The organism is Fundicoccus culcitae (genome assembly GCF_024661895.1).
Classification (GTDB): Bacteria; Bacillota; Bacilli; order Lactobacillales; family Aerococcaceae; genus Fundicoccus_A; species Fundicoccus_A culcitae.
In genome coordinates, this window is the sequence record NZ_CP102453.1 from 2,422,320 (window position 1) to 2,442,408 (window position 20,089).

General features: G+C 41.7%; 23 protein-coding genes. 13 read left to right on the plus strand and 10 right to left on the minus strand.

What is annotated here, in order from left to right; translation table 11 throughout:
• Positions 1 to 35: 35 nt before the first annotated feature.
• The 7 genes from NRE15_RS10965 to NRE15_RS10995 all read left to right on the plus strand — a co-directional run bounded on the left by NRE15_RS10965 (position 36) and on the right by NRE15_RS10995 (position 7,952).
• Positions 36 to 944: a LysR family transcriptional regulator gene (locus tag NRE15_RS10965; protein ID WP_313792922.1), complete on the plus strand. Its 909-nt coding sequence runs from the start codon at positions 36 to 38 to the stop codon at positions 942 to 944.
• 309 nt (positions 945 to 1,253) lie between these two features.
• Positions 1,254 to 2,435 (plus strand): acetyl-CoA C-acetyltransferase, encoded by a 1,182-nt coding sequence (locus tag NRE15_RS10970; protein WP_313792923.1) that lies wholly within the window; start codon positions 1,254 to 1,256, stop codon positions 2,433 to 2,435.
• A gap of 43 nt (positions 2,436 to 2,478) precedes the next feature.
• Positions 2,479 to 3,579 (plus strand): acyl-CoA dehydrogenase family protein, encoded by a 1,101-nt coding sequence (locus NRE15_RS10975; RefSeq protein ID WP_313792924.1) that lies wholly within the window; start codon positions 2,479 to 2,481, stop codon positions 3,577 to 3,579.
• A gap of 18 nt (positions 3,580 to 3,597) precedes the next feature.
• Positions 3,598 to 4,446, plus strand: coding sequence for a 3-hydroxybutyryl-CoA dehydrogenase (locus NRE15_RS10980; RefSeq protein ID WP_313792925.1), 849 nt, complete (start codon positions 3,598 to 3,600; stop codon positions 4,444 to 4,446).
• Positions 4,447 to 4,464: 18 nt separating this feature from the next.
• Positions 4,465 to 5,250: an enoyl-CoA hydratase-related protein gene (locus NRE15_RS10985; RefSeq protein ID WP_313792926.1), complete on the plus strand. Its 786-nt coding sequence runs from the start codon at positions 4,465 to 4,467 to the stop codon at positions 5,248 to 5,250.
• 16 nt (positions 5,251 to 5,266) lie between these two features.
• Positions 5,267 to 6,580: an acetyl-CoA hydrolase/transferase family protein gene (locus NRE15_RS10990; RefSeq protein ID WP_313792927.1), complete on the plus strand. Its 1,314-nt coding sequence runs from the start codon at positions 5,267 to 5,269 to the stop codon at positions 6,578 to 6,580.
• 37 nt (positions 6,581 to 6,617) lie between these two features.
• On the plus strand, positions 6,618 to 7,952 hold the full coding sequence (locus tag NRE15_RS10995) for a GntP family permease (protein WP_313792928.1): 1,335 nt from the start codon (positions 6,618 to 6,620) through the stop codon (positions 7,950 to 7,952).
• Between the two features lie 1,174 nt (positions 7,953 to 9,126).
• Here NRE15_RS10995 and NRE15_RS11000 read toward each other — a convergent pair.
• The 5 genes from NRE15_RS11000 to NRE15_RS11020 form a co-directional block, all read right to left on the minus strand.
• Positions 9,127 to 9,330 (minus strand): hypothetical protein, encoded by a 204-nt coding sequence (locus tag NRE15_RS11000; protein ID WP_313792929.1) that lies wholly within the window; start codon positions 9,328 to 9,330, stop codon positions 9,127 to 9,129.
• Between the two features lie 121 nt (positions 9,331 to 9,451).
• Positions 9,452 to 10,048 (minus strand): DUF6448 family protein, encoded by a 597-nt coding sequence (locus NRE15_RS11005; protein ID WP_313792930.1) that lies wholly within the window; start codon positions 10,046 to 10,048, stop codon positions 9,452 to 9,454.
• Between the two features lie 99 nt (positions 10,049 to 10,147).
• Entirely contained in the window at positions 10,148 to 10,441 is a 294-nt protein-coding gene (locus tag NRE15_RS11010) for a TetR-like C-terminal domain-containing protein (RefSeq protein WP_313794992.1), read from the minus strand.
• The gene (locus NRE15_RS11015) at positions 10,399 to 10,725 is read right to left on the minus strand and encodes a hypothetical protein (RefSeq protein WP_313792931.1); all 327 of its coding nucleotides are present in this window, start codon (positions 10,723 to 10,725) and stop codon (positions 10,399 to 10,401) included. The genes NRE15_RS11010 and NRE15_RS11015 overlap by 43 nt, the downstream gene beginning before the upstream one ends.
• A 30-nt stretch (positions 10,726 to 10,755) precedes the next feature.
• A complete protein-coding gene (locus NRE15_RS11020) occupies positions 10,756 to 11,757 on the minus strand; it encodes a dihydroxyacetone kinase subunit DhaK (RefSeq protein WP_313792932.1) in 1,002 nt (333 codons plus the stop codon).
• A 145-nt stretch (positions 11,758 to 11,902) separates the two neighbouring features.
• Here NRE15_RS11020 and dhaK point away from each other — a divergent pair, with 145 nt between their 5' ends.
• Genes dhaK through NRE15_RS11040 form a run of 4 tightly spaced genes read left to right on the plus strand, consistent with a single transcriptional unit; the run spans position 11,903 to position 14,593 of the window.
• Complete coding sequence (gene dhaK / locus NRE15_RS11025) at positions 11,903 to 12,892, plus strand: dihydroxyacetone kinase subunit DhaK (RefSeq protein WP_313792933.1); 990 nt, start codon at positions 11,903 to 11,905, stop codon at positions 12,890 to 12,892.
• 12 nt (positions 12,893 to 12,904) lie between these two features.
• Positions 12,905 to 13,486, plus strand: coding sequence for a dihydroxyacetone kinase subunit DhaL (gene dhaL, locus NRE15_RS11030; protein ID WP_313792934.1), 582 nt, complete (start codon positions 12,905 to 12,907; stop codon positions 13,484 to 13,486).
• Entirely contained in the window at positions 13,486 to 13,860 is a 375-nt protein-coding gene (gene dhaM / locus NRE15_RS11035) for a dihydroxyacetone kinase phosphoryl donor subunit DhaM (RefSeq protein ID WP_313792935.1), read from the plus strand. The genes dhaL and dhaM overlap by 1 nt, the downstream gene beginning before the upstream one ends.
• A gap of 25 nt (positions 13,861 to 13,885) precedes the next feature.
• Entirely contained in the window at positions 13,886 to 14,593 is a 708-nt protein-coding gene (locus tag NRE15_RS11040; protein WP_313792936.1) for an MIP/aquaporin family protein, read from the plus strand.
• Positions 14,594 to 14,701: 108 nt separating this feature from the next.
• Here the strand turns inward: NRE15_RS11040 and NRE15_RS11045 are convergent, their stop codons facing one another.
• Positions 14,702 to 15,208, minus strand: coding sequence for an NUDIX hydrolase (locus tag NRE15_RS11045; protein ID WP_313792937.1), 507 nt, complete (start codon positions 15,206 to 15,208; stop codon positions 14,702 to 14,704).
• 129 nt (positions 15,209 to 15,337) lie between these two features.
• Here NRE15_RS11045 and NRE15_RS11050 point away from each other — a divergent pair, with 129 nt between their 5' ends.
• Complete coding sequence (locus NRE15_RS11050; protein WP_313792938.1) at positions 15,338 to 15,715, plus strand: hypothetical protein; 378 nt, start codon at positions 15,338 to 15,340, stop codon at positions 15,713 to 15,715.
• A 246-nt stretch (positions 15,716 to 15,961) separates the two neighbouring features.
• Here the strand turns inward: NRE15_RS11050 and NRE15_RS11055 are convergent, their stop codons facing one another.
• The 3 genes from NRE15_RS11055 to NRE15_RS11065 all read right to left on the minus strand — a co-directional run bounded on the left by NRE15_RS11055 (position 15,962) and on the right by NRE15_RS11065 (position 17,570).
• Positions 15,962 to 16,264 carry a hypothetical protein gene (locus NRE15_RS11055; protein ID WP_313792939.1) on the minus strand — a complete coding sequence of 101 codons (303 nt, stop codon included), beginning with the start codon at positions 16,262 to 16,264 and terminating at the stop codon, positions 15,962 to 15,964.
• A 728-nt stretch (positions 16,265 to 16,992) separates the two neighbouring features.
• Positions 16,993 to 17,124: a hypothetical protein gene (locus NRE15_RS11060; RefSeq protein WP_313792940.1), complete on the minus strand. Its 132-nt coding sequence runs from the start codon at positions 17,122 to 17,124 to the stop codon at positions 16,993 to 16,995.
• 113 nt (positions 17,125 to 17,237) lie between these two features.
• Entirely contained in the window at positions 17,238 to 17,570 is a 333-nt protein-coding gene (locus NRE15_RS11065; RefSeq protein ID WP_449267329.1) for a DUF7916 family protein, read from the minus strand.
• Between NRE15_RS11065 and NRE15_RS11070 the strand changes: the two genes are divergently transcribed.
• Positions 17,545 to 18,612 (plus strand): LacI family DNA-binding transcriptional regulator, encoded by a 1,068-nt coding sequence (locus NRE15_RS11070; protein WP_313792942.1) that lies wholly within the window; start codon positions 17,545 to 17,547, stop codon positions 18,610 to 18,612. The two genes, NRE15_RS11065 and NRE15_RS11070, sit on opposite strands and share 26 nt — an antisense overlap.
• A gap of 54 nt (positions 18,613 to 18,666) precedes the next feature.
• On the opposite strand, the gene NRE15_RS11075 is transcribed toward NRE15_RS11070, so the two are convergent.
• Positions 18,667 to 20,055 (minus strand): uracil-xanthine permease family protein, encoded by a 1,389-nt coding sequence (locus NRE15_RS11075; RefSeq protein ID WP_313792943.1) that lies wholly within the window; start codon positions 20,053 to 20,055, stop codon positions 18,667 to 18,669.
• Positions 20,056 to 20,089: the final 34 nt, after the last annotated feature.

Consider the following 20,089-nt stretch of genomic DNA (forward strand, 5'->3'; position numbering starts at 1 on the left):
CTGTTATTAATATCAATAAAGGAGTTCGCTGCAATATGAATCTAGATGTCAACCAAATGAGTTATTTAATAAATATCGTTGAATGTGGATGTAATTTAACCTTAGCCGCTAAGAAAATTCATATTAGTCAATCAGCCTTGAGTCAATTTATCAAAAATTTTGAGCAAGACGAAGAAGTTATCTTGTTTAATCGAAAGAACGGCCGTTTAAGTGGCTTAACGGAGAGTGGGCAGAAAATTTATCAATATTCCAAAGAGATTATGGAAAAGGTTGAAGAGTTGGATCAGTTAGTAAGAAGGGAAGCCTCGAAACAAAAAGGAACGGTTCGTTTAGGAGTACCATCCTTAATCTTACGCGTTTACTTAGCGACATTTATTCCGAATTTCACTTTGAATTTTCCGGATATTCAGTTTGAGGTGACTGAAAATGGCTGTCATAATTTACGGAAAATGTTAATCAATAACGACATTGATTTGGCCTTTCTAATTGAACCCACAGACCTGGATTTAACGAGTTTTGATCAACACGTGGTTGATATTAATGAAATGGTTGCGTTTATGGATTCGGAACATGTACTAAATCATTCAGCCGATTTGGAATGGGAGGAGTTAAAAGGCTATCCCTTAGCGACTTTCAATGAAACTTTTACAACGAATGGGTTGGTCAGAGATAAACTAAATGAAAACCATTTAGACAATAAGTTTAGTTTTTTATCGGCTTCGTGGGACTTTTTAGTTGAAGCTACACGCTGGAATGATATCGTGACAATCCTACCTAAGCCAATTGATAAATATATGGATACGAATGAGGTAGCGGTCAAACGTTTTAAGGACCCCATTCCTTTCAATGTTTATTTATGCCGTCGTAAAAAGGAAACGTATAGTGATGTCGAAGATATGTTACTAAATGCCATTTTAGATATGTTTTATGCGCCAGTAGATTAGAAAAACGATAGAAACATTATAATTAAATGAGTAAAAGTAAGCGGTTTATAAATATTAAATATATAAAGCTATCAGCGTCAATGATGAAAAGGCGTTCATAGCTTTTTATTTTGTTTAAAAATAAGGAAAATAATGAAAATAATAGTATAAAATTGAAAATTTACTCGGAAGATATTTAAATTACCTTATAAACTACTTTTATACTATAAGCTCAGCTTATAGGGTTGTTAATAACCGTCTATTAGACTTTAATGTTAAGAAAATCTAAGATTATACTTGCAAGCGCTTAACAGACAATGGAGGGATTACGTGAAGGAAGTAGTTATCGTATCAGCAAAACGCTCAGCCATAGGAAGTTTTGGTGGCGTATTTAAAGATGTATCAGCCCTTGAATTAGCCACTCAAGTGACAAAAGCGAGTATCGAAGGAATTGGACTATCGGTAGAAGCAGTCGATGAAGTCATTTTAGGAAATGTCTTAGCAGCTGGCTCAGGGCAAAATATTGCGCGACAAGTTGCGATTAAATCCGGTTTACCCATAGGAACTTCCGCTTTTACTATTAATAAAGTTTGTGGATCAGGCTTAAAGTCAATTGTTTTAGCGGCCCAATCTATCATGACAGAAGATAATGAGGTTGTTATAGCAGGTGGCACCGAAAGTATGAGTCAAGCCCCTTATGTACTGAATAACCATCGTTGGGGTCAACGCATGGGTAACGGTGAGGTAGTGGATACTTTATTAAAAGACGGCCTAGTCGATGCCTTTAATGATATTCATATGGGGGTTACCGCCGAGAACATTGCCGATCAATATAAAATAACCCGAGAAATGGAAGATGAATTAGCTTTAAGTAGTCAACAAAAAGCCGAAGCAGCGATTAAAAGTGGACGTTTTAAAGAAGAAATCATCCCAATCCGTGTTCCGCAAAGAAAAGGTGAGGATTTAATAATTGATACGGATGAATTCCCGCGTTTTGGATCATCGCAAGCCTCACTCGCTAAATTAAAACCCGCTTTTGTTAAAGATGGGACGGTGACGGCAGGGAATGCGTCAGGGATTAATGATGGAGCAGCCATTGTTATTTTAATGTCTAGGGATAAAGCTGAGGCTTTAGGAATTAAACCCATCGCAAGTATTGTTGCTTATGCAACCGCTGGTGTTGATCCTAAAATTATGGGAACTGGGCCAATTCCGGCGACGCTCAAAGCTTTAGATAAAGCTCAAATTAAATTAGAAGATATTGATTTAATTGAAGCCAACGAAGCGTTTGCTTCACAAGCCTTGAGTGTTATTAACGAATTAAAAATGGATAAAGAAATTGTTAATGTCAATGGTGGAGCTATCGCTTTAGGCCATCCAATTGGAGCCAGTGGTGCTCGCATTACCGTGACCCTACTCCATGAAATGGAAAAACGCGAGGCGAAATTAGGGTTATCTACATTATGTATCGGTGGTGGACAAGGTATTACCTTAATTGTTAAACGAGACTAATGCTTGAGCAGCGATATTTATTTAAAAGGATGGGAGGTGACACGTGACCATCGAAAAACAACAAATAATCAGTGATATCAATCAATTCATCACTGAAGAACTAGACGATGTTGTGAAACCATTTGATGAATCGGATGCTTACCCGGGTGAGTATGTTCAAAAGCTAATCGATTTAAAACTATTAGATTTAGTTGATAACAATGAATTTGAAGCCTTTTTTAAATTAATTAGTCGTATTTCAGCTAAATTTCCCGCTTTAGGCAGTATTCTTTTAACGCAGGCCGTCTATGGGGTTTTGAGCTTGAAAATGTTTGGGACTCAAGAGCAACAGGAGCGATATTTAGTTGAGGCTCTTAAGGGGTCAAATATGATTGGCTATGCTTTTACGGAAGAAACCCATGGCAGTCGCTACTGGAATTTTGATACGAAAGCCGAAGAAACGCCGGATGGTTGGGTAATTACCGGACGAAAAGCGACCGTATCAAATGCCAGTGTAAGTTCTACCTTAATTGTCGGGGCTTTGGTTGAAAATACAACCGGCGATGATGAATTAGGTTTGTTTCTAGTCGAAACCGATGCAAAGGGCGTCCTCGTTGAAGAACCGTTTGAAAAAATGGGGATGCACGGACTGCCAGTTTCGCAAGTCCGTTTTGATAAAGTTTTCATTAGTCGACAACAATTGTTGGGTGAAACGTTGTCGGGTATAAGTCAGCACGATGCTTTGATAGATAAAATGCGCTTAGCGATTTCAGCTCAATCAGTCGGGATTGCTAGAGGTTCATTGGAAAAAGCTTTTAAATTCACGCGTTCGAAACGGAAATTTGGGGGACGTTTAATTGATTTGGAACTTACCCAATACCGCTTGGCTGAATTGATTACCTTATTAGAAGCCACCGAATCCTTTTTGGATGATGTGGTAAAAAATCATCTCGATGATAAACGCAAAATTTCTATGGTGAAGTTAATGTCCGCGCAGATGGCTGTGGATATAACAGAATCGGTTTTGCAATTGACTGGTGGACATGGCTATATGCGCAATAATGAGATTGAACGTTACGTCAGAGATGCAAAATTACTGCCAATATATGGTGGATCGCAAGACACACAAAAAATAACTATCATTGAACCCTGGTTAGCAAATTAAAATGAAAGAGTGAATAGAGTGAATATTAATAATGTTATGGTAATTGGCTCAGGTCAAATGGGCAGCGGCATTGCGCAAGTTTTAGCTTTAGCAGGTTATAAGGTTATCTTGAATGACATCAATGAGACGTTTGTGGAAAAAGGTTTGACTAATATTAAAAATCAACTCCAAAGACAAGTGGAAAAAAATCGTATAAGCCAAGCTGAAGTTGATGCAGCCGTGGAGAACATTACGACCTCGACAGATTATTCCCATGCGAAAAAGGTTGAGTTGGTGATTGAAGCCGCGACGGAAAAACGTGATTTAAAGCTACAAATCTTCAAAGAATTGGATGCCATCGCAGCTGAAGAAACGATTTTAGCCAGCAATACGTCTTCCCTATCGATTACAGAGATAGCGATGGCGACCGGTCGCCCCCACAAAGTGATTGGAATGCATTTCTTTAACCCCGTTCCTGTGATGAAACTCATCGAAATAAATATCGCCTTAACAACCGATGATGCGACTGTAGCAGCTATTCGTGCAGTGGGTGAATCGCTGAATAAAACAATTGTTGAAGTGAAAGATTCACCTGGTTTTGTGGTGAACCGTATTCTAATATCAATGATTAATGAAGCCATCTTTGTTTTAAGTGAAGGTCTTTCAACGGCAGAGGAAATTGATGAAGCCATGAAATTAGGTGCCAACCATCCGATTGGACCTTTAGCTCTGGGGGACTTAATTGGCTTGGATGTTGTTTTATCGATTATGGAAGTTCTTTACGACGGTTTCAACGATTCGAAATACCGTCCAGCGCCTTTATTAAAGAAATATGTTGAAGCAGGTTATCTTGGACGCAAAACAGGTCGCGGATTTTTTAACTATTAATGTAAAGGAGTAAGTTAAATGACAGAATTTAATAAGATTCAATTCGAAGTAAGAAATAACTTAGGTTATTTAACCATTAACCAACCGAAAAAATTAAATGCTTTAGATACGGAAACCTTGCTGGAAATGGATCAGGTCTTAACTGACATCGACGGACGTGACGATGTGCGTGTGTTAATTGTCACGGGTGCAGGTGAAAAAGCTTTTGTGGCTGGAGCCAATGTTGCAGAAATGAAAGATAAAAATCCTATGGAAGCCTTTGAGTTTTCAACTTTAGGTAATAGTGTATTTAGTAAAATCGCTGGTTTGAAACAACCAACGATTGCGGCTGTCAATGGCTTTGCTTTGGGAGGTGGAAGTGAATTAGCCTTAGCTTGTGATATCCGTATTGCAAGTGACAATGCGCGTTTTGGTCAACCTGAAGTAGGCTTAGGTATTGTACCAGGCTTTGGTGGAACACAACGTTTAAGCCGTTTAGTAGGGGTAGCTAAAGCCAAAGAACTGATTTTTACCGCTAGAAATATCAAAGCGGAAGAAGCGGAAAAAATTGGCTTAGTTAATAAAGTCGTGCCCTTAGAAGGTTTACTTGAGGAAGTCGAAAAGTTAGGGACGCAAATTGCTAGTAACGGACGTTTTGCGGTTGAACAATCTAAAGTGTTGATCGATCAAGGAATCGATTTGCCATTAGACCATAGCCTCATTTTGGAAGCCAACGGTTTTGGCTTGTGCTTTGCAACCGAAGATCAAACCGAAGGCATGTCAGCCTTCCTTGAAAAAAGAGACGCCAACTTTACGGGAAAATAGAAAAGGAGAACATTTAATGACAAATATTCAAGCATTGTACCAAGAGAAGTTAACGACAGCTGATGAGGCAGTTAAGCTGATTCAAGCAAAAGACACCATTGTTTACCCAATTTCACCTGGTGAGCCACCTATGTTACACGAAGCCATTGGGCGTTTAGATACGTTAGACCATAACACTTTGTTTAGAATGTTGCCTATGTCACCTTCGATTGATGTCCCTGAAGAGCAATTAAAAACCATTTCGATTTTCTTATCAGGCTATGATCGTAAAGATTTTAATGAACGTAGAATTGATTTAGTGCCGAATCATTTTTCTGATATCCCGTCCGTTATTTTAATGCGTGATGAAAACCCTATCATCATGGCGACGGTGTCGCCGATGGATGAAAATGGCAATTTCTCATTAGGTACAAGTGTGTCTTACGTGGGTCCATTATTAAAACAAGCTAAACATATCATTTTAGAAGTGAATGAAAATATGCCTTACACCTTCGGTGACTTAAACCATATCCATATTAGTGATGTGAGTGCTTTGGTAGAAAATAATGTTGAATTACCGGCTGCGCCAGACCCAGCTTTAAATGAACGTGATTTAGCGATTGGCCAAATTATTGCTGATATGGTCGAGGATAAAGATACCTTACAAATTGGCTTTGGATCTATGCCAAACGCGGTTATGAAATTTTTGACTGAGAAAAAAGAAATTGGTCTGCATACTGAAATGTTTCCAGATAAAGCGGTTGAATTGTATGAAAAAGGGGTTATTACCAACCAACATAAACCCTTCGATGAAGGCAAAACCGTTGCGACCTTCGCCTATGGTTCGAAAGAAATGTACGACTTTATGAACTATAACGAAGATATTTATATGAAACCTTGTGATGTAACCAATCATTTTAGTGTCATTAGCCAAATTGACAATCTGGTAGCCATCAATTCAGCTGTACAAGTGGATTTCTTGGGACAATGTAATTCTGAGCGGGTACAAGATAATTACTACTCTTCAACGGGTGGACAGTCTGACTTTATGAAAGGGGTCCGTTTGACGAAGAACGGAAAAGGTATCATCTGCTTATACTCGACCGCTAAAAAAGATACCATTTCGACAATTGTGCCAGTTTTACACCCAGAGTCACCTGTAACGACCTCTAAAAATGACATTGACACGGTTGTAACTGAATATGGTGCGGCACAATTAAAAGGTAAAACCATTTTTGAGCGGACAGCAGCTTTAATTAAAATTGCCCATCCTAAATTTAGAGAAGAACTCGTTGAAGAAGCTAAAAAAATGAACTATTTAGGTCAAGAAGCTACAGTTGACAGTTTGTAGTTAATGTCAATAAATCCAATATATTAGAGGTGAATGCGTGGAAATTTTAGGTTCAATTGGCGTGTTATTAGGTGTATTTATTATTATTTTGCTAGCTGTTCGTGGGTTAAATGTTTTGATAGCAGCCCCCATCGCTACAGCGGTTGTCGTCTTGTTTAATGAAATGAATATCTTTGAAACGCTTCTGGGTACAGGTTCGCAGCAATTCATGGGCGCACTGGGAAATTATGTCGTGAATTTCTTTGCGGTTTTCTTACTGGGCTCTATCTTAGCCAAGCTCATGGAAGAGAGCGGGGCAACCGTGTCGATTGCCAACTATATTTTAGATAAATTTGGTAAGGATAAACCTTACAGCGTCTTAGTAGCGATATTTATTATCAGTGCGGTCTTGACTTATGGTGGGATTAGTTTGTTTGTCGTGATGTTCGCGATTATTCCTTTGGCGCGTTCGCTGTTCAAAAAATTGGATATTTCTTGGCATTTGATTCAGGTGCCGCTGTGGCTAGGGATTGCGACCATTACCATGACCATGTTGCCTGGGACACCGGCGATTCAAAACGTGATCCCTATCCAATATTTAGGCACGTCGCTGACCGCTGCGCCCATCCCAAGTATTTTAGGAAGTATTGGGACAGTTATTTTTGGTTTGACATATATGCGCTACGTTTTAAATAAAAGTCTGGCTAAAGGTGAAAATTATGCCACCCATACGAACGACGAGACTGTGGAGATTGAACTAGAAAACCTGCCATCTTTTGCCAGTAGTATTGCCCCTTTGTTAGTGTTGATTACCATTGCGATTACAGGAAGTGTTTTCGGTAACGACTTCTGGCGCACCAATGTCATCTACTTTGCCTTGTTAATCGGTATTCTGCTGGGGTATTTCCTATTCAGACCTTATATTACCGATATCGTGAAAGTGCTGAATATCGGTGCCGTTAGTTCGATGAGCCCTCTGATTACAACGGCAACCTCGGTGGCCTTTGGTGCAGTCGTGATGTCAGTGCCTGGCTTTACGTTCTTTGCTGATTTGATGCTCAATGTTCCGGGCGGCCCATTGGTTGCTTTGACGGTCTTAACCGCAGTTATGTCGGGCATCACCGGCTCAACCTCAGGTGCGTTAGGGATTGTTATCCCCGCTTACGGCCAGTATTTCTTAGATGCTGGCGTGCATCCTGAGATGATTCACCGTGTCGCATCCGTCGGGGCCAACTTCCTAACCCTTGTCCCACATGGCGGCGCTATGCTGACCTTCCTAATGATCAGCGGCCTTACCCACAAAAACGGCTTCAAAGACGCCTTCAACACGGCCTTCTTTGGCTCCTTAGTAGCCCAAGTAATTATTATCATTAGCGGATCCTTTATTTATTAAACCCTTTTAAATAAATATCCCCAAAACCCGACTGCTTCTAAGAAGTGGTCGGGTTTTGGGTTGGTTTTTGGTTGGTTGGGGGGTGCCCGCCAAATTAACTCGGTAAATGAAGAATGTGTTGGTGTTTGGCCAACGGTTTAACTTCTGGGGTGGTAGAAGTAGAAGTGTTTATCAAATTACGCGGTTTAACGATAGCTGACCTATTACGCTAGGTAACAACTCAACCCTAATTTCCACTAAATTTGGGAAATGCCGGCTTTCATTTTCTCGGGAAGTCCTTCAAACACACTTGCCGGACGTCATCAAGAATCGACGTCCGGCAAATTAGGATAAATGATGAAAATTATCGCAATTGACTTGTTATCCACTTCCCGCTTAGGTTCACGCACACAACAACTGCCCTAATATGTGTGCGCTCCCCATCACGCACACAACAAATGCTCCAATATGTGTGCGCTGGTGCAGGGCAAGTGAGAAATGCCGGTTATCCACTTCCCGCTTACGTTAGCCCGCCAAATGAATCCCGGTTTGTCGTTCACTATAGAAATGCTCGCCAAATGAGCTATGGTTTGTCGTTCAGCCAACGCTTTTACTTCTGAGGTGGTAGAAGTATAAGTGTTCAGCCAACGCTTTAACTTCTGAGGTGATAGAAGTATAAGTGTTCAGCCAACGCTTTAACTTCTGGGGTGGTAGAAGTATAAGTGATTCGCTAACGCTTTAACTTCTGAGTTGGTAGAAGTATATATGTTCATCTAATCACTCGGTTTAGTGATAGCTGCTTACTTTTGCATAGACACCCATAGCGTTGGATGTCAACCCAACCCTAATTGCCACTAAATTTGGGAAATGCCGGCTTTCATTTTCTTGGGAAGTCCTCCAAACACATTTGCCGGACTTCATTAAGAATCGACGTCCGGCAAATTAGGATAAATGATGAAAATTATTGTAATTGACTTGTTATCCACTTCCCGCTTAGGTTCACGCACACAACAACTGCCCTAATATGTGTGCGCTCCCCATCACGCACACAACAAATGCTTCAATATGTGTGCGCTGGTGCAGCGTAAGTGAGAAATGCCGGTTCTTCACTTCCCACTTATGTTAGCCCGCCAAATGAGTCCCGGTTTGGCGTTCACTTTAGTAATGCCCGCCAAATGAGCTACGGTTTTGGCGTTCACTTTAGTAATGCCCGCCAAATGAGTCCCGGTTTGGCGGCCATTTTAGTAATGCCCGCCAAATGAATCCCGGTTTGTCTTTCACTTAAGTAATGCTCGCCAAATGAGCCCCGATTTGGCGGGCACACCCCTCCCACCACCTTAACTTCTAAGCCATTAGACATCCAAGCATTCATCAAATTACCCGCTCTATTGGCAACCATCGCTTCCCCACACCCCCCAGAACCCTAGGTGTCAAACCAACTAGCATTTATATCAACCAGTCATCCCAAACACACAAAAAGCCACTGGTCCCAAGACCAGCAGCTGCTTTCTTCTTCTTAATCAATGTCCCTCATGGTGTTCTACATCTTCAGCGTGGCCACTTTCGAACAAATGTGTAAATTCAACATAGGATTCGACATAGGCACGGCCGGCTTCGGTATCTTCTACATCAAAGTCTATCCGTTCGAGTAAAGTAGCAAAGACTGCTTCGACATGTGTACGGTTTTCATCGGTAATAAAGCCGCCATCCTCTAAAGGTTGTAAGGATTCAGCAGTAATACTTTGATCAGCTAAAGCGACCCCTTCATCGACCGCTTCGTCTGAAATACCGGTGTATGGAGCGCCTTCACCTGCACGGTGTAAACGAACGAAGTTTTCAAATAAATAATCCTCCGCCAACTGTAACGTTTCTTCATCTTCTGTTTTACTCATAACACTCATCGTGGTATCGAAGGTGCTTTTTAGTTCCGCTTCACTGTCTGGAAGAACCCAATAAGAAATATGGTTAAAGTCGTTTTCTTCAATGGCATTTTGCAGTGCTTCATAGGTAGGACCCGCGTGTGTATCGCAGTGAGCCTCTGCTGTTAAAGGTGCTAATAAGCTGCCACCTAAACCGATAATCCCTACAAAAGCCATTAATTTATTTCGTTTAAACATTTGTTTTTCCTTCTTTCTTTATTTGATGCTTTCATTTTAACTAGAAAGAAGGGTTAAAAAATTTTATAGCCAAAACAGCAGTGATATTTATTAAAAAAATCATTGGGTGTTTTCAGCAAACTCGTCGAGTGAATCGAGCAGGATATTTATATAGTTGATAATGTTCTTAGAAAATTGTTCCTCAGAGCTCTCAGGTTCATTGAGGATCCAATCGATGGTCGACTCAACAATGCCATTGGCGTAAATGGTGATGAGCAAGTTGTAGTTATTGGGTTGTTGCTCAAATTCAGCGCGCAAGTGGGGGGTGACGGAACAATAGATTTTTTCGACCAGGTTCACCGTATGGTCTTTCAGATATTTTTTAAAGGAATTTTGGCCGGAATAAGTAAACACTTGTTTAAAAACATTCGATTGAGCTTGAAATGATTGATTAGATTGACGATTATTTCTTCCCAACGACTGTACTCAATGTTATCATCGATTAATTCGGTATTTTCTTGTTGAAAAATCCAGTCCACCAAATCATATTTATCAATAAAATAATTATAAAATGACTGGCGGCGCATACCAATGTTTTTCATTAAAGTAGAAATACTCATCGCTTGGAGTCCGTCGGCTATGACGAGTTGTTTGAACTCCTTAGCAATTCGCTTTTTTGTAATAATTGAATGGGACATATGGACTCCTTTGCTTCAGTTCATTCCTAACTAGTGTTTCCAAGCAAATGCGTTCGTGTCTTCCTGTAATAAATCCAAAATCTTTGCATCAAAAAGATTCAAAAACGTTAACGATAAACCATTCGTATTATAGGAGGTCATAAAATTTCCTAGTAATTTAAATTCCACCGCAATGTCAGCAATGTCTAATAATTGCATCACGTGATTCAAAAAAATCGACAACTCTAACAAGGTTGCACTCCCTAAACCGTTTACAATTATAGCCACGCTTTTCAATTCTGCTCTTTCATACTGCGTAATTAACTTATTGGTTAACTCCAAAGCGATTCTTTCGGAGGACTTCATTTCTTCAATCCGATAGCCCGGTTCCCCATGAATGCCGATGCCAAAATACATTTCATTGGGCTTTAAGCTGTATTGTGAAGGCTTATCACCAATCGGCTTTGTGCCTGAAAAAGCGACACCTAGTGTTTTAGTCGCTTGAATCGTCTGATTGCCCAAAGCAACCAGCTCGGATAAGGACAGCCCCTGTGCACTAGCCGTGCCCAGTATTTTATGAATAAATATCGTCCCCGCAACGCCTTTCTTGCGCTTTTCAAAAGTCGCCGACTCAATCGAACAGTCATCATTGACAATCACATGATCGACCACATAGCCTGTTTCAATTGCCATCCTCTCGCCTTCCAGGAAACTAGCGACATCTTTTTCAAAGTTTTTAATAATCAATAATGTCCCGTGACCATTATAACTTGCTTGGATAGCCTGGAACACTTCTGCAGCCGTTGGCGGTTCAAAAATATTCCCCATGACCGCCACATCCAGCATATTGTCGCCAACATAGCCTATGTGAGCAGGTTCATGACCGCTCCCACCACCACTGATGATGACAACCTTATCTTTGTCCGGCTTTAATTTCTGGATAATACGACTGCCAGGGATACGTATAATCCTATGGGAATAGGCTGCAACAAAGCCGTCGATTAATTGGTCAACAATCTGGTTGTCGCCCATGTCTTTTAGAAAATAATTCATTTGGCAAGCACCTCTTTTTTCTCTCATTATAAGCTTACATTAATTGTTACATTTTTGTAAGCGGACACATCACAACTTTTGTCCATTGTTGCTGTCATATAAGTATTTTACTATAGACACAACACAAATAGAAAGGGTGTCGGTTGTGAAAAAAATTATCAATCAGCCAGAAAATGTTGTCGATGAAATGATTAATGGTATTGTTCGGTCAAATAGCCAATTACTCGAGCGCGTTCCCAATACAAATGTCATCAAACAAATAAATATCCCCAATCAAGTTGCCTTAGTCAGCGGTGGGGGCAGTGGGCATGAACCAGCCCATGCCGGCTTTGTTGGAGACGGCATGTTACAAGCAGCGGTTTGTGGCGAGGTATTTACTTCACCGACATCGGATCAAGTTTATGAAGCGATTAAAGCCGTTGATCAAGGCCAAGGCGTCCTCTTAATTATCAAAAACTACTCTGGCGACATTATGAATTTCGAAATGGCGCAAGAACTGGCTGAAATGGACGATATTAAAGTAGGTAAAGTGATTGTCGATGATGATATAGCGGTCGAAGATAGTACCTTTACTCAAGGGAAACGCGGCGTTGCCGGAACCGTCTTAGTCCACAAAATTTTAGGGAGTGCAGCCCGTGCTGGCGCTAGCTTAGACGAATTAGTTGAATTAGGACAACAAGTGGTGGCTAATATTAAAACGGTCGGTGTGGCTTTAACCGGTGCAACAGTTCCCGAAGTAGGGCAACCAGGTTTTGTCTTAGCCGATGACGAAATCGAATTTGGGGTCGGTATCCACGGTGAACCAGGCTATCGCAAAGAGAAATTAACGACTTCAAAAGAAATGGCTAGTGAAATTGTTGAAAAATTAGAAGCAGCTTTTAATTGGGAAGAAAATGAAGCTGTTGGGATTTTGGTTAACGGTATGGGTGGAACCCCTTTGATGGAACAATTTGTCTTCTTTAATGATAGCTACCAATTATTAGCGGATAAAAATTTACACATTGACTTCACTAAAGTGGGTAATTTTATGACCTCGATTGAAATGCAAGGGCTATCTTTAACGGTGATTAGATTAGCTGATGCTAATTGGTTAGAACATTTAGAGGCAGATGTAACGACAGCAAATTGGATTTAAGGAGTGTTAACGATGGATGTTAGTCAAACAATCAAATGGATGGAAATCTTTCACGCAAAAATAAATGAAAACAAACAAACGCTAAACTTACTTGATACCCCCATCGGTGATGGGGATCATGGGAGCAATATGGTACGCGGTATGAATGCGGTCTGGGAAGGACTGGAAGAAGGTCAACCAGGCGATGTTCCGACAGCCTTAAAAATTATTGCCAAAAATCTCTTAAGTAAAGTCGGCGGTTCAGCTGGGCCATTATATGGTTCTGCTTTTCTAGGCATGGCTAAAAGTATGCAAGCAGGAGGCAGTTTCCCCGAAGCTATCCAGCAAGCGGCCGAAAGTATTATGCAAAGAGGGAAATCAACCACCGGCGAAAAAACCATGAATGATGTTTGGGTGCCAGTCGCGCAAGCACTGCAAGCAGGAACATTAACCGATGAAAGCATCGATCAATTGGTGCAATCCACGGCCCAAATGAAGGCCACCAAAGGACGTGCCTCTTACGTCGGCGACCGTTCGATGGGCCATGTTGACCCAGGTGCTTATTCATCCGGTCTGTTATTTAAAGCGTTAATCGAAGTGGAAGGTGAAAAATAATGTCAGAATATGGAGTTGTTATCGTTTCACATTCTAAGCACATTGCCCAAGGGGTTTATGATTTAGTTCAAGAAGTCGCAAAAGATGTTGCTGTGACTTATGTTGGTGGTACCGAAGATGGTGGCATTGGTACAAGTTTTGATGGTGCTTTAGAAGCCATTGATAGCAATGCTAAAGATAAACTCTTAGCCTTTTTCGATTTAGGTAGTGCCAGACTCAATTTGGAATTAGCGCTTGAAATGAGTGATAAAGAGGTCACCGTATACAGTGTGCCCCTAGTTGAAGGCGCCTATACCGCAGCGGCCTTATTGCAAGTAGACTCACCGATTGAAGCCATTGTAGAACAATTAGACGCATTAACCATCAATAAATAATTTATTATACAAGGAGGAAATATTCATGGAATACGTTGGCGAATTTCTTGGGACATTTATTCTGGTTCTTCTAGGGAATGGGGTTGTCGCAGGTTCGGTCTTAAAAGACACCAAAGCAACAAGTACAGGTTGGGTTATGATTACGTTAGGATGGGCTGCGGCCGTAACGATTGGGGTTCTGGTTTCAGGTTTTTATAGTCCGGCACATATTAATCCAGCCATGACAATTGCCATGGCAACCATCGGTGCCATTAGTTGGGATGTTGTCCCAGGATTTATTATTGCGCAACTATTAGGCGCTATGTTAGCAGCGATTGTGCTTTATGTCCATTACTTACCCCATTGGGAAATTTCAGACGCTGACTCTGTTTTAGCTTCATTCTCAACCGCACCTGCAAAACGCGATGTCTTTTCCAACCTATTTGGCGAAATGTTAAGTACAGCCGTTTTAGTTGTCGGTGTTATGGCCATGGGTCCAAATAATCTAGCTGGCGGTATAGCACCCATTATGGTGGGTCTCATCGTCTTAGCCATCGGACTTTCCCTTGGAGCCACAACCGGTTACGCCATCAACCCAGCCCGTGACTTAGGCCCAAGAATTGTGCACCAATTCCTACCGATTAAAGGCAAACGCGACTCTGATTGGGGTTACGCTTGGATCCCGGTTGTCGGACCTATATTAGGCGGAATCATCGGCGCCGTACTTTATAATATGGTGTTATCTGGCTTATAAAATAATTTAAATAAATATCTTTGCTTCAAAAAGCCGCAAGTATCATCATAGTGAGTCGTTCTTAACACTATGATCAAACTTGCGGCTTATTTATTGCGTTTCATTTAACTAGTTTTCTCCCAGCCGCACCAACGGATACAAGGAAAAATCTCGCTTGCTATATTCAATAATCGTTTCTTGCCGAATCAACAACAACATCTCCTCCACCGACCCCCATCGATAATCACTAATCTCTGCCTCGTTAAACACAATAGGATCATGCGGCACATCCACTCTAGCATATAAATTATAAATAATAATCTGAAACTGCTCATCAACCACGGAATTAATCAGCTCGATGTCATTTAATTGCCAACCCAATTCTTCCTTTAACTCCCGCTGAATCTCCGCCACATAATCCTCCCCAACTTGCACTCGACCACTAATCGTCGCTTCCCACTTGCCAGGAAAAATCTTTTTAGCGTGACTCCTTTGCGTCAACAAAATCGGACCATTTTCGTGCTGTATCAGTAAGGTGACCACCAGATGATACAAGCCATCCGGGATTTGTTCGCTACTCGGATGCTTCTGTGACACCAACTGACCTTCCTTATCATATAAATCCCAATACTCCATCCACTTGCCTCCTTTTTCTCTATTTTACCAAAAGTTTATACAAAGTTTATGTTTTTCCATTATAATAGATTAAACGACAGAAAGGAATGAACTCTAATTAACAATTTAAAACTCAAACTCAGCCGCTTTATGTACGGCCGCTATGGAGCCGATCAACTTTACATCGCCCTCGCCGTTATTTTTATTATTCTGCAATTATTTCAATTATTTGCCCAAAACCCTCTAATAAATATCGCCTCATTAGCCCTGATTGTTTGGATGTTCTACCGTGTTTTTTCAAAAAATATCACAGCCCGCCAAGCGGAGAATCAGCGATATTTACGTTTAAGCAAAAAAGTAAAAACAAAAACCCACTTATGGTTCCGCAAAGTAAAAGAAATTCGGACCCATCGCTACCGCCAATGCCCTGAATGCCACACCACCTTACGCTTGCCACGCAAACGAGGCAGCCACACCGTACGCTGCCCACAATGTGAACACGCATTTGAAGTAAAAATCACCTTATAGAACGGGAAAATGCCAAGAAACCCCTCAAAGGCGGACGTCAATCTAAGCTGACGACCGCCTTTTAAGCTTGCCGGACGTCGATGGGAAACGAAAGCCGGCAAAACGGAGAAAAAGCCTTGACCCTCTGAATTGCCGGACGACAATTCAAGCTGACGTCCGCCTTTTAAGCTTGCCGGACGACGATGGGAAACGAAAGCCGGCAAATCGGAGAAAACGTCTTGACCCTCTCAAATGCCGGACGTCGATTCAATCTGACGTCCGCCAACTAACTTTGCCGGACGACAATTCAAGTTGACGTCCGCCTTTTGACTTTGCCGGACGTCGAAGGAAAACGAAAGCCGGCAAATCGATGAAAATACATCGACTCTCCGAAATGCCGGACGACAATTCAAGCTGACGTCCGCCAACTAACTTTGCCGGACGACAATGGGAAACGAAATCCGGCAAATCGGTGAAAAAGCAACGACACTCCAAAATGCCGGACGACAATTCAAGCTGACGTCCGCCTTTTATGCTTGCCGGACGACGATGGGAAACGAAAGCCGGCAAATCGGAGAAAACATCTTGACCCTCTCAAATGCCGGACGACGGACGGTTAGTGGGAAGTGAGTTATCGTCAGATTATGATAGACCACCTTTGGAATGGAAGAAATCCACAAAAATTATTAGGCAAATGCTTGATCAAGTCATTACACTGTTAGCAGTGGCCAGAATAATCATTTTAAACTGACGATTTCTGAAAAAATCTCAAATTGAGATGATTCAACTAAGAAAAACAGCCTTTTATCACATTGATGCATCGCAAACAACCGCTCGTTAACTTCTCGCTTACTCCTAACCGCCAGAGGGAAGTCTGAGAGGCGGATTGGCACTCCCAACCGCCAGAGAGAAGTCTGAGAGGCGGATTGGCACTCCCAACCGCCAGAGAGAAGTCTGAGAGGCGGATTGGCGCCCCCAACCGCCAGAGGAAATCCTGAGAGGCGGACGGGAGAGAAAAAGGTACCTTATCAATTTGACGATCTTTCACTTCCCGCTTGTCATGAGGAAAAATCTGAATGACAATGGGAGGCTTTATTGTCATGAGAAAAAATCTGAGTGACAATGAGAGGCTTTATTGTCATGAAAAAAAATCTGAATGACAATGGGAGGCTTTATTGTCATGAGAAAAAATCTGAATGACAATGGGCGTGCTTATTGTCATGAGAAAAAATCTGAGTGACAATGAGAGGCTTTATTGTCATGAGAAAAAATCTGAGTGACAATGAGCGGTTTTATTGTCATAAGGAAGTAAGCGCGAAAGCCGGTAAACCACCGTAAATCCATCGACTATCCGAAATGCCGGACGACAATTCAAGCTGACGTCCGCCAACTAACTTTGCCGGACGTCGTCGTAAAATGACCTCCGGCAACCCCACCACCCCACCAACCCATCACCCCCATCGAACCCACCACCCCACAAAAAAACGGCTACCACAATTTTTCTTGTGATAGCCGTTTTTCATTTCCCACCTTAGTACGTCAGTTATTTATTCACACTAGCCATTCTAAACCAAGTGTAGTGTTCACCTTTAAGTGAAACGGACAGTTGATAAATGTTTTTAGGTGGGGTACAACCACCGAACCCACCGTCACCGATGGCGTGGATATCGGCGCCAGTTTCTTTCATTTTTAAAGCCACTTGCGAAATAGTGGCAGGGTCAGCACATTCAACGGAAGAGTTCAAGAAACACATAGCCAAGGTGCCTGGTTTGTAGCGGTGCGTGAACTCAACCAACTCACGAATCATTTCCGTAGTAATACCACCACGTGTACCGGGACAAGGGAGGTCAATGCAATCAGCGCCAGCATCAATCAATTCTTTAGTAATCGATTACCCAAAAGAGGTGAATGAAGTGAGAAATGTAACGATTAAAGACATAGCCCGCTTAAGTGGGGTTTCTGTAGCGACCGTGTCGCGGGTTATTAATAATAATGGGCGTTTTTCTGAAGAAACGAGGCAAAAAGTCCTTCAAGTGATTGAAGAAACGGGCTATCAAATGAATTTTAGTGCCAAAAGTTTGCGGATGAATCGATCCTTTACCATCGGTATTTTGGTTCCGGATATTTCAAATTACTTCTTTGCGGATGTCGTGCAGCAAATTGAAGAAAAGTTTTTTGAACTAGGATATTCAACCATCATTTGTAACACCGCCCGCAACTCAGATAAGGAGCAAAAATACCTAACTATTTTAGAAAGTAAGTCCGTCGATGGTATCATTGTGATTTCGGGGGCGAGCGAAGAAGGCATCGAGTTCAATTTTGAAAAGACCATTCCTTACATTTGTATTGACCGCAAGCCTAAAGATGAAAAAAATACGTTGTTCATTTCGTCCAATCACTATCAGGGAGGCTTTATTGCGACCGAAAAGTTGATTGAATTGGGATCCAAGCAACCGGTCATTGTTCTACATCAATTATTGACCTCATCTTCAAAAGAGCGGGCGAAAGGTTTTGTTGACGCCATGAAAAAGAACAGTTTGTACTTTGATGAAACGGTCAACCAACTCATTTTAGGCACGGAACAGGATGATATTACCCAACAAGTCACTGATTTCTTAACCAAACATCCCGAAACCGATAGTTTTTTCACCACCAATGATATTCTTGCCTTGAAAATTCTTAAAATCGTAAAGACCCTAGGAATAAATATCCCTGCTTCACTAAAAGTGATTGGTTTCGATGATGTCCCAAGTTCTCAATATTCAACGCCGACTTTATCCTCTATTAGGCAAAACACCGAAGAAATTGCCCGCGTAGCAACTAAAAGTTTACTAGCGTTTATCGATGGCGATGATAAGCAACAGGGTAAACAGATATTAATCCCCGTCGAACTAGTCAGCCGCGAATCCATTGAATGATTAAAAGAGACTGCACGCATCTTCAATGCATACAGTCTCTTTAACGTTAAAGCCTTATACGGTTGCTTCTTTCTTACTACCTAAGTTTAAAATAAAATTCAAGATAATCCCGAAAATGGAAGCTCCAGCCACGGATGGGATTTCAATCCCGAAGAAAGGAATATTACCCCCAAAAGCGTACTGACCACCAACCCCGATAATCATAATCGTAGCGATAACAGCGATATTTTTTGAATCGAAAAGATCGACTTTCTTGTCCACCATAATCGCAATGCCTTGGGCCGCAATAGCCCCAAACAAATAAATTTCTAAACCGCCGATGACGGCATTAGGAATCGAATAGATGGCATTTACTAGAGGCGTGAAACAGGCAATCACCATGGCGATAATGGCCGCAGCAATAATGACGGGAACGGAATAAACCCGTGTAATGGCCATGGCGCTAATGTTTTCACCGTAGTTCGTTCCAGCCGGACCACCGACGAAACCAGAAACAATATCACCAATCCCATCCCCAATCAGGTTTAAGCCCAATTTATCGGCGATGTTATAACGTGGCTTACCTTTTTTCTCTGCCAAGTCGTTGACATAGATATCAAGTTGATAAACATGCGCGGTTGATTCAGGAATCGTCGCCAAGGCAATGGGCATAATCGCCGCCACCGATGCCCAGTTTGGAATCGGCATCGTAAAGATTGGTAAAGCAAAGACTCCTTGATTCGCTACTTCGGGTAAAGACTTAAATAAATCAATGCCCGTAACGGCACGGACAACTAAAGCTGTCACCAATCCTACCGCAGGTCCCAAAATTAATGGCAGTTGCCCCCACAGACCTTTTAAATAAACCGAAAACAAAATAGTGGATAAGAGCGTAACCAGTGAGATAACCCAAGCCATATTCTCCGCTAATTGAATTTGATCAGCTGCCACCCCAATCGTACCCGCCGAATCAATCGCAATCGACGTGGCGTCTAACAAAGCATTGCTGGCTAACGTTAAACCAATAATCATCGCAATCGGCCCCGTGATCGTTGCCGGCAATATTTTTTCAATTTTATCCTTACCTGACCTATTGACAATGACCCCCGCTATAATAGATACAAAACCCGATAAAATAATTCCAAATTGAGCATGAGCAATTTTATCATTCAACGGTAAGCCAGACAAAGCCTCCGAACCCATCAAACCCGCAATCGCCGCAACATATGAAAAACTAGAGCCATAATACAAGGGGATTTGACCCTTTGTCACCAGAATAAATGCCAGCGTCGCCAACCCACTCGCAAAAATCGTCGTCGAAATATGAAAATTAGTAATTAAGGCCACCGCCACCGTCGCCGGGAACATGACAATCACATGTTGCAAGGCATATAACATCAACCGCCCAAAGGCAGGCCGCTCATCCGGCAAGTAACCAATCACTTCATTATCTTTCGCATTCATCCACACAACCTCCATAATTTTATTTATTCGTCTT